This window comes from Pseudomonas sp. 3B-A001-10F (assembly GCF_056313565.1).
In genome coordinates this window covers 266,496-281,135 of the sequence record NZ_JBQYFW010000003.1, presented here as the reverse complement: position 1 = coordinate 281,135, position 14,640 = coordinate 266,496, and the positions used below count along the sequence as shown (strand labels likewise).

Annotated in this window: 15 protein-coding genes; 4 read left to right on the top strand and 11 right to left on the bottom strand. The window is 58.6% G+C overall.

The window, feature by feature from the left end; translation table 11 throughout:
- Window positions 1-4 precede the first annotated feature (4 nt).
- Window positions 5-454 (bottom strand): YcgN family cysteine cluster protein, encoded by a 450-nt coding sequence (locus AC0ZWN_RS05365; protein WP_093438229.1) that lies wholly within the window; start codon window positions 452-454, stop codon window positions 5-7.
- Between the two features lie 279 nt (window positions 455-733).
- On the opposite strand from AC0ZWN_RS05365, the gene AC0ZWN_RS05360 reads away from it, so the two are divergent.
- Window positions 734-1,327, top strand: coding sequence for a nitroreductase family protein (locus AC0ZWN_RS05360; protein ID WP_116028869.1), 594 nt, complete (start codon window positions 734-736; stop codon window positions 1,325-1,327).
- Between the two features lie 58 nt (window positions 1,328-1,385).
- Here the strand turns inward: AC0ZWN_RS05360 and AC0ZWN_RS05355 are convergent, their stop codons facing one another.
- The 4 genes from AC0ZWN_RS05355 to AC0ZWN_RS05340 form a co-directional block, all read right to left on the bottom strand.
- Window positions 1,386-2,318: a D-2-hydroxyacid dehydrogenase gene (locus AC0ZWN_RS05355; RefSeq protein ID WP_034153168.1), complete on the bottom strand. Its 933-nt coding sequence runs from the start codon at window positions 2,316-2,318 to the stop codon at window positions 1,386-1,388.
- Between the two features lie 104 nt (window positions 2,319-2,422).
- A complete protein-coding gene (locus AC0ZWN_RS05350) occupies window positions 2,423-2,716 on the bottom strand; it encodes a YcgL domain-containing protein (protein WP_194933713.1) in 294 nt (97 codons plus the stop codon).
- Entirely contained in the window at window positions 2,713-3,846 is a 1,134-nt protein-coding gene (gene rnd, locus AC0ZWN_RS05345; protein ID WP_093438244.1) for a ribonuclease D, read from the bottom strand. The genes AC0ZWN_RS05350 and rnd overlap by 4 nt, the downstream gene beginning before the upstream one ends.
- A 163-nt stretch (window positions 3,847-4,009) precedes the next feature.
- A complete protein-coding gene (locus AC0ZWN_RS05340) occupies window positions 4,010-5,659 on the bottom strand; it encodes a phosphoethanolamine transferase (protein WP_258709400.1) in 1,650 nt (549 codons plus the stop codon).
- 415 nt (window positions 5,660-6,074) lie between these two features.
- Between AC0ZWN_RS05340 and AC0ZWN_RS05335 the strand changes: the two genes are divergently transcribed.
- Entirely contained in the window at window positions 6,075-7,268 is a 1,194-nt protein-coding gene (locus tag AC0ZWN_RS05335) for a cyanate transporter (protein ID WP_476334305.1), read from the top strand.
- A 176-nt stretch (window positions 7,269-7,444) separates the two neighbouring features.
- Window positions 7,445-8,380, top strand: coding sequence for a LysR family transcriptional regulator (locus tag AC0ZWN_RS05330; RefSeq protein WP_093438259.1), 936 nt, complete (start codon window positions 7,445-7,447; stop codon window positions 8,378-8,380).
- Window positions 8,381-8,383: 3 nt separating this feature from the next.
- On the opposite strand, the gene AC0ZWN_RS05325 is transcribed toward AC0ZWN_RS05330, so the two are convergent.
- The 6 genes from AC0ZWN_RS05325 to AC0ZWN_RS05300 all read right to left on the bottom strand — a co-directional run bounded on the left by AC0ZWN_RS05325 (window position 8,384) and on the right by AC0ZWN_RS05300 (window position 14,087).
- Window positions 8,384-8,749: a 5-carboxymethyl-2-hydroxymuconate Delta-isomerase gene (locus AC0ZWN_RS05325; RefSeq protein WP_093438263.1), complete on the bottom strand. Its 366-nt coding sequence runs from the start codon at window positions 8,747-8,749 to the stop codon at window positions 8,384-8,386.
- A 187-nt stretch (window positions 8,750-8,936) separates the two neighbouring features.
- Window positions 8,937-9,857 carry a LysR substrate-binding domain-containing protein gene (locus tag AC0ZWN_RS05320; RefSeq protein ID WP_093438267.1) on the bottom strand — a complete coding sequence of 307 codons (921 nt, stop codon included), beginning with the start codon at window positions 9,855-9,857 and terminating at the stop codon, window positions 8,937-8,939.
- Between the two features lie 74 nt (window positions 9,858-9,931).
- Window positions 9,932-12,028 carry a DUF6311 domain-containing protein gene (locus AC0ZWN_RS05315; protein WP_476334304.1) on the bottom strand — a complete coding sequence of 699 codons (2,097 nt, stop codon included), beginning with the start codon at window positions 12,026-12,028 and terminating at the stop codon, window positions 9,932-9,934.
- A complete protein-coding gene (locus AC0ZWN_RS05310; RefSeq protein ID WP_476334303.1) occupies window positions 12,025-12,411 on the bottom strand; it encodes a GtrA family protein in 387 nt (128 codons plus the stop codon). The genes AC0ZWN_RS05315 and AC0ZWN_RS05310 overlap by 4 nt, the downstream gene beginning before the upstream one ends.
- Window positions 12,408-13,118: a class I SAM-dependent methyltransferase gene (locus AC0ZWN_RS05305; RefSeq protein ID WP_476334302.1), complete on the bottom strand. Its 711-nt coding sequence runs from the start codon at window positions 13,116-13,118 to the stop codon at window positions 12,408-12,410. Before AC0ZWN_RS05305 ends, AC0ZWN_RS05310 begins: the two co-directional genes overlap by 4 nt.
- A 3-nt stretch (window positions 13,119-13,121) precedes the next feature.
- Window positions 13,122-14,087 (bottom strand): glycosyltransferase family 2 protein, encoded by a 966-nt coding sequence (locus tag AC0ZWN_RS05300; RefSeq protein ID WP_476334301.1) that lies wholly within the window; start codon window positions 14,085-14,087, stop codon window positions 13,122-13,124.
- Between the two features lie 276 nt (window positions 14,088-14,363).
- Here AC0ZWN_RS05300 and AC0ZWN_RS05295 point away from each other — a divergent pair, with 276 nt between their 5' ends.
- Entirely contained in the window at window positions 14,364-14,555 is a 192-nt protein-coding gene (locus tag AC0ZWN_RS05295; RefSeq protein ID WP_476334300.1) for a YegP family protein, read from the top strand.
- The last annotated feature ends 85 nt before the right edge of the window (window positions 14,556-14,640 follow it).

Here is a 14,640-nt window from a genome sequence, read left to right as displayed (position 1 = left end):
GTATTCAGCCCGCGCGGAAAATCAGGTGATCTTCCCAGTCATCCTCCGGCACGCTGCCTTCGGCGAGCATGCGCCCGGACTGGGAAATCCGCTCGTGGTGCACCGCGTCGCGATCGCCGCAGACCAGATGGTGCCACAACGGTAGATCCTTGCCCTCGCTGACCAGTCGATAACCGCAGGTCGGCGGCAGCCATTTGAACTCTTCGGCCTGCCCCGGGGTGAGCTGGATGCAGTCCGGGACAAACTTGATGCGGTTCGGATAATCGCTGCACTGGCAGGTTTTCAGGTCCAGCAGTTTGCAGGCAATGCGCGTGTAATAAACGCTGTTGTCTTCCTCATCCTCAAGCTTTTGCAGGCAGCACAGACCACAGCCGTCGCACAGCGATTCCCATTCCTGGTGATCGAGTTGATCGAGGGTTTTGCGTTTCCAGAACGGTTCGACTTTGGCGGCCATGGCTCAAGCATCAACATCAGGTGGTGAAAAGGCCGCCAGTCTAGTGCCCAAGGCCTTGTGGGCCAAGCGCCGGCGACTGCCGGTTGCGCGGGGCTTGTCAGTTTTTGTGGCGGCGCGTAGCTTTGCCAGTCGCAAGGAGCCTTGCCCGCAAGCCATTAACGCTCGACCGCGTTGCATTGTGGTGAACCCTCAGGCTCGGAAAACCCCATCGCTCAGCGCAACTGATCCCGCCGGGTTTTCATTCAAATCCCTGACTCAAACGTAGCAAGGAATCTCTTGATGAGTGCCAATCCACGCGTTGCCGATTACGCCATTCACCCGCAATTCACCGACCGCTGGTCGCCGCGCGCCTTCACAGGCGAGGCGATTCCGGAAGAAACCCTGCTGAGCTTCTTCGAAGCCGCACGCTGGGCGCCCTCGGCGTACAACTCGCAGCCTTGGCGTTTCCTCTATGCGCGTCGCGATACGCCAAACTGGGAGCGTTATCTGGGTCTGCTCAACGAGTTCAACCGTAGCTGGGCGCAGCATGCCTCGGCATTGGTAATCGTGATTTCGAAAACCACCTTCACTGCACCAGGCGCCACTGAAGAAACCCCGGCGCTGTGGCATACCTTCGACACCGGCTCGGCGTGGGGCCATCTGGCGCTGCAAGCAAGCATCAGTGGCTGGCACACCCACGGCATGGCCGGGTTCGATCAGGAACTGACGCGCAAGGAGCTGAACATTCCTGAAGGTTATGCGCTGCATGCGGCCGTTGCCGTCGGCAAGCTCGGTGACAAGGCAACGCTGGCTGAATACCTGCAGGCCCGTGAAGAGCCGAGCCCGCGCCGTCCGCTGAATGAACTGGCGGCCGAAGGCGACTTCACCCTCTAAGCCACACCGCAAATGATCGTTCCCACGCGGAGCGTGGGAACGATCTGAAGCAAGGAGATCAATATCCGCGGTTGAAATCCACTTCCCCGCGCAACGCTTCACCCGCTTGATACGCCTTCAGGTTCTCGACAAACAGCTGCACCATCAACGCCGGTGACGTCGGCGCCGAACTGTGCCCGGTCAGCAGCAAGCCCCAAGCAGTCCAGAATGGATGGCGTTGCGGCAGTGGCTCCTGACGGCAAACGTCGATCACCGCCCCCGCCAGATGGCCTTCCTTCAACGCTTCCACCAGGTCGGCATCGACCACCGCGACACCGCGCCCGGCATTGATGAACAACCCGGTTGGCTTGAATTGCTTGAACAGCGCCGCGTCGTAGATATCGTGGGTGTGTTCGGTGTTCGGCAGCAGATTGACCACGTAATCCACTTCACCCACCAGTCGCGGCAGATCAGCCATCGAACCGACCTCGACAAACGGCGCCTGCTCACGGGCGCTGCTGGCAATCCCGTACAGCTCAATGCCGAACGGCAGCAGAAACTGCGCGACGCTCTGGCCGATATCGCCGGTGCCGACGATCAGCACTTTGCGCCCGACCAGGCTCTGGCCGCTGCGGTTGTCCCATTTACGCTCGACCTGGCTGACCAGTCGCGCCAGCACTTCGCGCTCATGGCCAAGAATGTAGGTCAGCACATACTCGGCCATCACCTGACCGAAAATCCCCACTGCACGGGTCAAACGGTAATCGCGGCGCAAGCCGTCAGCGAGCAAGGGTGTGATACCGGCCCAGGTCGATTGCAGCCATTGTGGCTGGTGCCCCTGGCGCAACAGAGTCGCGAGCAAATCCGGCTGCCCCAGCCACACCGGACAATCGGCGGCTTGACGGGCCAGCTCGGCGGAATCACCGCTGGTCAGTACTTCAAGCTCGGGTGCTGCCTGACGCAGCAGCCGGGCGTATATCGCGTGGTCGTGTTCGGCAATCAGAACGCGCATCTTCAAACCTTTCGCAAACCGTGCAGACGGCCGCCGGATTAAGCCGGCCATCGCGGTAAAAACAGTTCCAGGGTAAACCGAGACTCAGAACAGAGCCGCGCAGATCAGACCGGGTCGTTGCGTCGCAGCAACTCTTCGGGCAAGTGCTCGATGTACTCGTCCTCGGCCGGCGGCATTTGCAGGTGGTAGCCCTGCTTGTCGAGGTTTTCCAGGACCACGACGATGTCCTCGCTGGCCAGTTTGCGCTCAGGCGACAGCACCAGGTCGAAGGAATGCTTCGCTTTGCCGAACGCCAGCATCAGCGCTTCCGGCACACGCTCCAGCGCATCACTTTTGAGCACATAAAGGTACATGCCGCTGCGCTTGGAGCTTTGGTAGATGGAACAAATACGTTTCAAGGCTGTTCTCCGGCGGTGGCCAGGCTGTCGAGCAGCTTCTGGCCCATGAGTTCGCGGCGCCAGCCACGCAACGACTCAGGCAATTGGTAAGGACCCTCGGGGTAGCCACTTTTGACCAGGGCTTCGAGGGTTTTCTTGCGCAGCATCAGTTCCGGGGCAATGCCCAGACGCTCGGCCTCAGCCTGGCCCAATGCGCGCAATTGTTTGATCAACGCGGCGGCTTCAATCGGCAAGGGCTCCGCTACGGCGGGCGGCCATTGATCAGGCCCCACACTGCCAGAGCGCTTGATCAGATCAAGCAGAAATTGGCCGTCCTGACGCACGGTACGCGGGTGCATGTCTTCGATCTTGCCCAGCGCCGCGAGGTTGTCCGGTTGCGTGCGGGCCAGCGGCCACAGCGAATGCTCGCGGACGATGCGGTTGCGCGGCAGATCGCGGGCGCGGGCTTCCTTTTCCCGCCAGGCGCACAGTTCACGCAGAACCGCCAGTTGCGCACGGGAGAGTTTCCACGCCAGTTTGGCCTCGCGATAGACCTCGTACGGGTCGGTTTCACGGCGCAGGTTGGCGACCAGTTCAGCGCCGTCCTCCAGCACCCAGGCGAATTTGTCGTCAGACAGTTTCGGTCGCAGCTGTACGAAAACCTCCGCCAGATGCACGGCATCTTCGGCGGCGTAGCTGATTTGCGTCTCGGACAACGGACGCTGCAACCAGTCGGAACGGGTCTCGCCCTTCGGCAGTTCAATGCCGAGCACTTCCTGCACCAGTCGCGAATAGCCCATCGAAAAACCGAGGTTCAGGTAAGCGGCGGCCAGTTGCGTGTCGAACATCGGGGCCGGCAGGCTGCCGGTCAGGCGCAACAGCACTTCGAGGTCTTCGCTGCAGGCGTGCAGGACTTTGAGTACCGCCGGGTTTTCCAGCAACGCAGCCAGCGGTTGCCAGGCATTGATGGTCAGCGGATCGATCAAGTAGGCGCGTTTGCCGTCGCCCACCTGCAACAGGCCGGCAATCGGGTAGAAGGTGTCGACCCGCATGAATTCGGTGTCGAGGGCAACGAACGGCAGCTGCTGCCACTCGGCGCAAAACTGCGCGAGGCTTTCGTTGTCGCGAATCCAGTGAATATCGATGGCCACACGGCTCTCCCTTGAAGAATGGCGCGCAGTATATATCGCCACTGGCGATTTACGCGCCTGTGAAGGGCAAGAGCTGTAACGAAATGTCCTGCCAGAGAGCAAGAATAGTCTGACAAAAGAAGCAGAAAGCCCCGTCGTATCAGAACGACGGAGCCGATTGGCCTCAGTCCTTGGCGAGTACGCCGTCGATCACCGCACCTCGGCAACCGGCAAACATGTCCAGACCCGGCTGATAGACCTTGCTCCTGACCTCGAGCAGGCCAAGCATCGAGTGGAACAGGTTGTCCTGGCTCAGCGGTTTGTCACGGCTCATTTGCAAGCAATGCGTGTCGACCGAATAGGCCTTCTGATAGTTATCGGAGAACCACGCCAGCATCGCTACATGCTTTTGTTGCTCTGGCGCCAACATGTAAGGCGTACCGTGCAGGAACAAGTTGTACTCGCCCAGCGACTCACCGTGGTCCGACAGGTACAACATCGCGGTATCGACTTTGTCCTGATTGCTGCGCAATACATCGATCAGGCTCGACAACACATGGTCGGTATACACCAACGTGTTGTCGTAACCGTTGACGATACTTTCGCGGCTGCAATTGTTCAGCGCGTTACTTTCACACACCGGGGTGAAGTGCTCGTATTCCTTCGGATAACGCTTGAAGTATTCCGGGCCGTGACTGCCCATCTGGTGCAAAACCAGCACGGTGTCCTTGTCCAGATGGTCGATAAAACTTTGCAGACCTTGCAGGAGGATTTCGTCGCGGCACTCGCTGTTGGCACACAGCGCCGGGTCTTTCAGGTTGCTGACATCTTGCAGGGTGACCCGGTCGCAAGTGCCTTTGCAACCGGACTGGTTGTCACGCCAGATCACATCGATACCGGCACGTTTGAGCACATCGAGCAGGCCTTCCTCATTCTTCGCCTTGCTGGCGTCATAATCCTTGCGGCCCATGTTGGAGAACATGCACGGCACCGAAACAGCCGTTTCCGTTCCGCAGGAATGCACGTCAGTGAAGGCGATCAGCCCGGCTTCCTTATCGAGTGTCGGCGTGGTGTCACGGTCATAGCCGAGGATGCCGAAGTTCTCCGCCCGGGCACTTTCACCCACCACCAGCACGGTCAGGGATTTACGCGGTTGAAGCTTCACATCCGGATTGCGCTCGGCGTCCTCGCCGATCTTGATGAATGGCTGCCGCGCCGAGACTACTTGCTCACGTAGATAACCCGCCGAAGCACCGATGTAATTACTCGGAACCAGCATCAGGCGAATTTCGTGGTGATTGCGAAACAGCGATGACAAGCCTTGATAGTTGGCCAGCGCCACCCCACCAATCACCGCCACAGAAGCAACACCGACAATAACTTTGCTGATTAACTCACGATGCCAACGACGATAGTTGACTGGAACTTTCCACAACAACCACGACGGTAATACACCGAGCAGTAGAATATAAGCAAACAACTTCAACGAGAGCAGATCACGCACTTCCGTTGCATTGGTTTCGGCAAAGTTGCGCAACATGCCGGCATCGATCATGACGCCATATTGACTCATGAAGTAAGCCACGCCGGCGCTGATCAGAAATATCACGGTCAACAGCGGCTTGAGCAGCGGACGGAAGGCGAGGACCGTCAGCACGATATTGAATGCCGCGAGAATCATCACCCCGAACGCCACACGCATGGCGATGCCCTTGCCATCGGCGGCGGTGATCTCGAACAGGTGCTGCCAAAGGACAAAATTGCAGCCGATTAAAAGAAAGGCACTGGCAATTAACGTCACCCATTCCGGGCGCACGGCTTTTAACTTCAACATAGAAAGGGCGATTCCTGAAAAGAAGAGCCTCGGTCCATGAAAGAAATTTCAATTGTGAAAATTTCATTAACTAAGGCACGAGAAACTTTAAGCAGGCAACCATCAATTTTTTGTGAAAAAGACGCTAACGATTAGTTGGCTGTTGGCAATCCGATGAAACTTGTGAAGTATTTGAGAATGGTTCAGGTTTGATTCAGAAAAAACAGCACGGCTGTTTATTGTGGGAGCGAGCCTGCTCGCGAAGAGACCGGCACATCCAATATTTTCGGTGGCAGACAATCCGCTTTCGCGAGCAGGCTCGCTCCCACAAGGGATGGCGGTGTTATCGACTTTTTAAATACAGCAGCGGGTTTTCTGGTTTGCCCGGACTAGACCGCTCCGCGCTTAATCATCCGCCCCGCTCAAAGGTCTGATGATGGAAAACTTCCGCGCCACCGCTCGCCCCGCTGTCTGGCTGATGCTCGCGATCATGCTCGTCGCCCTCAATCTACGTCCATCGATGGCGGCGGTCGGACCTTTACTGTCGGCCATGCGCACTGACATCCCGCTGAGCTTCAGCGTCGCGTCACTGCTGACCATGCTGCCAGTGATGGCGATGGGGCTGGCGATGTTTTTCGGCATTGGCATCAGTCAACGGCTGGGTGAGCAACGGACGGTTTTCCTGTCACTGCTGATCATTGGCCTGGCGACGCTGTCGCGGCTGTTCATCGAATCGGCCGCTGAAATGATCGTCAGCGCGGTGCTGGCCGGCCTCGGGATTGCACTGATTCAGGCATTGATGCCGACGCTGATCAAATCGCGCTTCGCCGACAATGTCGCGCTGTGCATGGGTTTATATGTCACGTCGATCATGGGTGGAGCGGCCATTGCGGCCTCGTTCGCACCGCTGGTGATGCTGCAAACCGGGAGCTGGCGCGGCGGTTTGGCGATCTGGGCGATCCTGGCATTCATCGCGCTGCTGTTCTGGTGGTCGCAACGCAACCAGCTGTCCTCCACGGTGACGGCGACAGCCGGCAAGGATTCGTTCTTCAAGTATTCCCGTGCCTGGTTGCTGGCCCTCTTCTTTGGTCTGGGGACAGCGTCCTATACCTGCGTGCTGGCCTGGCTCGCGCCGTACTACGTGGAAAACGGCTGGAGCGAACAGAACGCCGGGCTGCTGTTGGGTTTGCTGACGGCCATGGAGGTAATTTCCGGTCTGGTGGTTCCGGCTATCGCCAATCGCAGCCGGGATCGGCGTGTGATTCTGATGACACTACTGGCTCTGATCATCGGCGGATTTTGCGGCCTGATCCTCAGCCCGCAACAATTCAGCCTGCTGTGGCCATGCCTGTTGGGGCTGGGCATTGGCGGGTTATTCCCGATGAGCCTGATTGTCTCGCTTGATCATCTCGACAACCCGCAACGTGCCGGTGGCCTGACTGCATTTGTGCAAGGCATTGGCTATCTGATTGCTGGTCTCTCGCCGCTGCTGGCTGGAATGATCCGCGATCAACTGGGCAGCTTCGAGTGGGCGTGGTGGTCGTTGACCGCGGTAATGGTGGTGATGCTGTTGATGGTATGGCGCTTCGATCCCAGGCATTACGCCCGACACTTTCCCTCGTCGAGATAAAGGCTTCTGGCCACTTTTCGGCGGTTTTGTCGGTGACGTCGTGTTACTAAAACTTTCTGTCCCACAACTGACTGTGAAACGTCCTACAGGGCTTTGTCCTGGCACCATCGTTCCGTTAGGATCATTCGCACACGTTTGCGCGGATTCAGCGCAAGGAGCACAGCGAGACGGAACGGATGCTGAACAGTAACTTGCTTAGAAAGCTCGACATGCAGGATCTCATGGTGTTTGTCGCTGTTTATGAGCAGAGCAGCGTCACCGATGTGTCAGAAACCCTGTTCGTCAGCCAGTCCACGGTCAGCTACTGTTTGAAAAAACTGCGCACCAGTTTCGAAGACGAACTGTTTATCAACACCCGCACCGGCATGCGTCCGACCTACAAGGCCAGCACCATGTACGGGCATGTGCAGAAGATCCTCGAAAGCATCAACCTGTGCCACGCCGGTGCCCCCACGTTCGACCCGACCCGACAAGCCGTCACCTTCAACATCTGCGCCCCGGAATACTTCGAGCAACTGATCCTGCCGCGTCTGTTAAAGCGTTTCGACTTCGACGATTTGCCGGTCATGGTCAACATGCACAAGTTCGAGACCGATGTCCCGGCGGATGAGCTGCGCGACGGCAGCCTCGATCTGGTGATCAGCTTCGGCCCCAACTTCCACCGTCATCACGCTGACCTGAAATCACAAATGCTGCTGGAGGACGATCTGGTCTGCGTCTTCGACAAACGCGCCACGCCACTGGAGCCACGCCTGAGCCTGCAGGCTTTTACCGAACGCCGGCACGTGTTCCCGACGCCATGGACGTCAACCACCAACATGGTCGATGGCTGGCTGGCGCGGCAGGCGCAGAAGCGTCAGATCGTCGCGCGCTCGAACAGCTACAGCGCGGCATTGAAAATGATCACGGGGACCGACTTCATCCTCACCCTGCCCCGCCGTATCCAGCGTTTACTGACCAACGAGGCGGTGTTCAATCACTGCGAGGCGCCAAATGGCTTGCCGGGCTTTACCCTCGACATGCAATGGAGCCAGAGCGTTGATCAGGACAGCGCCAATCTGTGGTTGCGCGAGCAGGTGGTCAAGGTGTGCAGCGAACTCGAAGCGGCCTGAGTCCTACACGCCAATAGCGGTTTTGCTGTAGGACTCGCGATCCATGTCGACCAGTTCGACACACAGCTGCACCTCGACACCGGCCGGCCATTCGCACAGGTCCTGCAAGACTGCCAACAGGCTCTCTGACAACTGCTTCTTGATCTGCGGCGAACGCCCGCTGAGCAGCGCCAGCTTCACATAGACGAAGGCGCGCTCGGCCATGGCGGTTCCGACCTTGAAGGTCTCGACTTTCACCGCACGACTTTTGATATCGAACTCCGCCGCGAACTGACCAGAGCCCACCAGGGTGTTGTTGAGCCGCATCAACGCGACATCGGCGTTCAACTGCGGCAGGTTGGCGGTGTATTCCATGTGCAGGTGTGGCATTGCAGGTCCCCAGTCAGTTGGCAGAAAGGTCGTACATATAGCACAGCTCTGCCCTACCTTCCCGGGGACTTTCACATATCAATGTGGGAGCGAGCTTGCTCGCGAATGCGATCGTTCAGCGACACTTAAGGTGCCTGATACAGCGCTTTCGCGAGCAAGCTCGCTCCCACAAAGTGTGTGTTATGGCTCAGGATGGCGTCAGTGGCCGCTCGCTCATGAACTGCTCCAGCCTGGAGCGCAACCAGCGCTCCGCCGGATCGCTGTCGACGTGGCTGAGCCAGACCATCGACAAATCCAGCGTCGGTGTTTTAAACGGAAACGGCTCCTTAAACAGCAATCCGGAAGTGGCCATGGCTGCCGCCGCGTAATCCGGCAGACTGGCAATCAAGTCAGTGCCCGCCAGCAGCGCCGGCAACGCGCTGTATTGCGGCACCGACAGCACCACTTGGCGAGTACGACCGAGTTCGGCCAGCCACTCATCGGCAAAACCACTGACGTTGGCCGTGTGCGAAACCAGTACATGGGGGCGCGCACAATATTCATCCAGCGTCAGCGGTGTATCGCTGGCGTCGGCGCGCAGGATGCTCGGCTGGATGTGCCGCAGCAATTTGCGCTTGGCATTGGCCGGCAAGCCACGCGTCTGGCTGATGCCGACCGTGATATCACCCGCTGCAAGCAGATCGGGGATGCGCCAGTAATCGACGTGTTGCACCACGAACACCACGTTCGGCGCTTCCTGGCGCAACGCACGCAACAGCGGCGGCAACAGGCCGAATTCGACGTCATCGGACAGACCGATGCGAAAGGTCATGGTACTCACGGCCGGATCGAAATCGCGGGTCAGACTCAGCGCGACCGACAATGAGTCCAGCGCGGGCTTGAGATGGCGGAAAATATCTTCGGCACGCGCAGTCGGCTCCATGCGGTGGCCGACACGGATGAACAGCGGATCATTGAGCATGGTGCGCAAGCGATTGAGCGCCGAGCTGATGGTCGGCTGGCCGAGAAACAGCTTCTCGGCCGCCCGGGTCACGTTGCGTTCGAGCATCAAGGTCTCGAACACCACCATCAGGTTGATGTCAGCCTTGCGTAGTTCATTGCGGTTCATCCATTGCCCCCTGCCCCCCCGGAATACCGGCAGTGTAGAAAGGCCGGGGCCCCGCCGTCCATCGCCACGCTGCGTCAGTACACCGTCAGGCGTTTCAAGCCCAGCGCCATGACCCGTGAATCGTCATTGATGCCCAGTTGTTCAGGGCTGATGGCGTCGGGCAATTGCAGCTCGATCGTCAGGCGATCATTGTCTGCCAGATGCTGACGGATCGCGGGACTGATCGGGATCTCCAGATGATTATCCTGATGTTGCACCAGCCGCGTGCTCAGTACCTGCTCGCCATTCAAACTGACAATCACTCGCTGCGCCGGGTGTTGCGGCAAAACGAATGCCATGACCTCCAGCGCAATCGAGCGCGCCTCGGGTGACACCCGCAAGTCGACCTGCGCCTGCTGCCCCGCCGACCATGTACCCCAGTTTTCCGGGGTCGACCAACCGCTGGTCAACTGCCGGGCGGAGTAGTTGAAGATCAGCGCCTGACCGGGACGCATCAGTGCCAGCGATGACATTCGGCGTCCTTCATCAGACACGCTCAGGCACTGCGAACAACGCTTCCAGCCCGGCGCCAGTACCACCAGGCCATCCACTCGGGTCAGCAGATCCGTTTCACTGTTGACGCTTTTGGCGGCATCGGCCAGCACGGAGTCGTCGAGGATGTACAACGAGTCGGCATCGTATTGCCCTGATTCGAGCATGTGCTGCGTTTTCTGCCGAGCCTGATCCAGCGCTGTGGAACTCATGCGTCCCAGATAGACCGCGTCGGTTTTCAGACCATGGGTCGCAGCGAAATCGGCAATCACTTGCCAGCGTTCGGACTGATTCTGTGGCATCAGACTGCGCACGTTCGGGTAATGCGCCGCCGCACTCACCCAGAATGGATCACGCATCGGCGTTGGCCATTCTGCGGCGGGCGTCATCATTTTGCTGTTGCGCAAGCCCATCCAGCCGTTGCGCGTGTCGACAATCTGTATCGTCAATGCCAGTGCCAACAACGCGACGACGATACGTGGCCGGTAACCGCGTACCAGCAGGAACATCACCATCAGGATGAGCGCGTACAACACGGGCCAGAACATCCGCCCCGAGGCGCGAAAAATATTGGCCAGTTTGAGGGCGATTTTAGGCAGCGGATAGCTGAATGTTTGCCCGCCGACACCGATCTGGTTCGATAGCGCAAACAACGATAAACCGATCAACGCCAGCAACAGCCAAGGGCGAACGCGAAGCTCATCCTTCAGCGGCTGGCGATTTCTCAGCAAGGCAATCAGCGCCAACGGCACCAGCAACAGCACACCCAGCCCCGGATAATTAAAGCCTTCGTAATCGCCGCTGGCTTTTGGCAGATCCGGCAAGATGAACGACCAGCCCGCTGGATCGAGTGGCGACAACAGGTTCATCCGGTACAACCCGAACCCGCCGGATTGCCCGCCGTCGGCAATGGCGAAGTAACCGGCCTGCCAGCAACACACACTCACCACGGCAAACAGCGAAATACCTTCAAGCAGCCCCTGACGCCGAGCCAGTTGTTGGCTGAAAGTTTTGCCGAGCAGATCTGCTACCCAGATCAGCGCCACCATCGCCAGCAGGTAAGCATGCACCATCGCCGTCACCGCCAGTAACGCGCCCCAGGCCAAGCGTCGTCGAGACAGGTTCGGCAACAACGCCAGGTACAGCGCCGCCAGAATCAGAAAATGCCCGGACAGGGAAAGATGTCCACCCATGCGCAGAAACATCGGCGGTGAAACCACCAGCAAACCGGTACCCAGCAAACGAATCAGCGGATTGCCGGTCATCAGCCCCAGCAGTTTCCAAGCGAACCAGGCTTGCAGCACGAAACACGCCAGCAGCCACAGACCGAAATACTGGAAGGTCGCCGGCAACCACGCATTGAACGGTTTGAACAGCAACGCCAGCAGCGGATTGGAGTCGGAAAAGATGATTGAACTGCCCAGCTCCAGACCATAGGAAGGGTTGAGTCCGAGCGGAAGGGTCCAGGGTGAATGGCGAAAATATTCCCAGCCCAGATAATGCGTCGCCGGATCGCCCTGCTCCAGCCAGGCAATGTTTTGCGGATCCAGCGCTTGCGGCCCGATCACGCAGAAAAATGCCAGAACGCCGAGCAGTAAAGGCAACACGCCCAGCGCCGGATGGTTTGGTGAAGCCTTCATCGATAAGTCCAGAAATTGTGCAAGACAAAGGTGAACGCTGGAATCGTCAGTGCCACCGCAACGATGCCCAGCAGATAGTGCAGCCCGGCAACCTGCGCGGCCCAGGCAACGAACATCGCGAGGAAAAAGCCGCCCACGGACACCAGCAGAAAACGCAGCAGCGTTCGTCCATGCAAGCGGGCAGAAAAGCTCCAGGTGGTGTTGATCACGTAGGAAACCACCGTCGCCACGGCAAACGCCACGCCGTTGGCCAGCGGCGGTTGCGCAGTAATGAAGTTGATGAACAGCACCGCCACCAGCGCGTGCAGCGCAGTGACAAACAGCCCGGTCACGGCAAAGCGCAACCCTCGCTGAATCAATGCTGTTTTTCGCGCCGAGGTCACGGTTTGCGCGCCAGCACGAACACACTCAACCCGGCCAGACGGTTGATGCCCATCAACGGCAGTTCAAGACTGCATAGCGTCTTGAGAACACCGTTCACCAGCGGATGATGACGCTTGAGTTGCGAACGCGGCGGCTGGGCTTGCGCGCCTTGCGGCAGCAAGCGCAACGCCGCAGCGATCGGAAACACCGCACCGAAATAATAGGCACCGCGCTGCACCGTCAAACCGGCATCACGCGCCAGGGTTTCGAACTGCGCCAGGGTGTAACGGCGCTTGTGCTCAAGAAAGTCATCGTGGCCACTCCACAAGAACTGGAATGCCGGTACCGTCATCAGAAACCGGCTGCCCGATGGCACTTTGTCGACGTACATCTTGAGCAGACCGAGGTCATCATCGACGTGTTCCAGCACGTCCATCAGCAACACCAGATCGGCCTCGATGGTTTCGATCCCGCGACGGTAGTGCACCGGTTTGCCGGCGGTGGTCGCGCTGGAGTCGGCGGGGTAGCTGATATCCACGCACCATGCTTCGCGTGCATCGGTGTGCGTCAGCAAATGGTGGGAGAAAAATCCCGAGCCGGCACCGACATCGAGGATTCGGCTGATGGGTGCATTTCCCAGCAAACGCCGGGTGGCGGCGGCTTTTGAGCAGTAATACCAGTGCTCGTTGATGGCGTCGCCGAGGATGTCGGTTTCCTTGAGATCCATGTGTCAGTCCTTGGGGTCATAGACGCGACGCACCAGAAAAACCGGCCGGCGTTTGGATTCGATATACGTGCGGCCCAGGTACTCACCGAGCACACCGATGCCGATCAATTGCAGTCCACCGAGAAAGGTCACGGCCACCATCAGCGAGGCATAACCGGGCATGTCGATACCGTGAATCAGCGTGCGTAGGACAATGAATATGGCGAAGGCAAATGACACCAGCGACACCAGTGCGCCGACATACGTCCAGATCCGCAACGGTTCAGTGCTGAAACTGGTGATGCCTTCCAGCGCGAAGTTCCACAGGCGCCAGCCATTGAACTTGCTCTGCCCCGCGACGCGCTCCGGGCGCTCGTAATCGACGTGGGTGGTGCGAAAGCCGACCCAGGCGAACAGGCCTTTCATGAAGCGCCGGGATTCCGGCAGGGTCAGCAAGGCATCAACCACGCAGCGATCCATCAAGCGAAAATCACCGACGTTCTCGGGCAAAGGCTGTTCAGCGATCTTGTTGTGCAGGCGGTAGAACCAGTGCGCTGATGTCTGCTTGGCCCAGGTGTCGCTGCGACGGCTGATGCGATGACCGAGCACCACTTCAAAGCCTTCTCGCCAACGCTCGATCATCTGCACAATGACCTCGGGCGGGTCCTGCAGATCAGCGTCGATCGGCACCACGATCTGCCCGGTCGCGATCTGCAAACCGGCGGACAACGCTGCTTCTTTGCCGAAGTTGCGGCTCAAATCGACGATACGCAGACGCCCATCGTCCCGCTGATGTTCGAGCAGGCGCTCAAGCGTGGCATCGGTACTGCCGTCGTTGACGAATACCAGTTCAAGGTCGATCAACGCCTGCGTCTGAAAGACTTCATTGATGCGCCGCAGAAACGTGTCGAGGCTGTCCTCTTCGTTAAAAACGGGGACCACCAGCGATAACTTCACCCGCCCGGCCTGTTGCGTTCCGTGCTCAGTCAAAGGAGTGCTCTTCTTATAGTGTTTGTCGGTCGCCGAACGATATTCGACGCCATGAGCCGTCCCGTATTAAGCAGCAGCGTCGACGGTGTTGCAAGGATCAGACGGCGTCATTTTGGCCAATCCACAGGCCTATTGCTGCGCTCTAGCCCGCGTCCTTCAGAAACATCCGCGAACGATTGGAAACAAATGTCCGATAGCCAAAAAAACCGTCTGCGCTAGGCTTGCGACCATGCGCCACACCGGCTGTCGCACAATGAATCGCATGGAGCGAACTGAATGTATTTCGAGATTTACAGGCAATCCAGAGGCACCCCGAGCACCGGCAAAGGACAATGGCGCTGGAGACTGAGAGCGGGTAACCACGAGACCATCGCCAGTGGCGAGTCGTATGTGAACAAGGCGGATTGCATGCATGTGATCGGGCTGATCAAGGCTGCGCAGGGGGAGACGCCGGTCAAGGAGATCTAGCCGCTCTGCACGATCCTGCAGATATGAAAAAGCCCCACAGCTTTAAGGCTGTGAGGCTTTTTTTCGGGCTTTGTATCGAAAGACA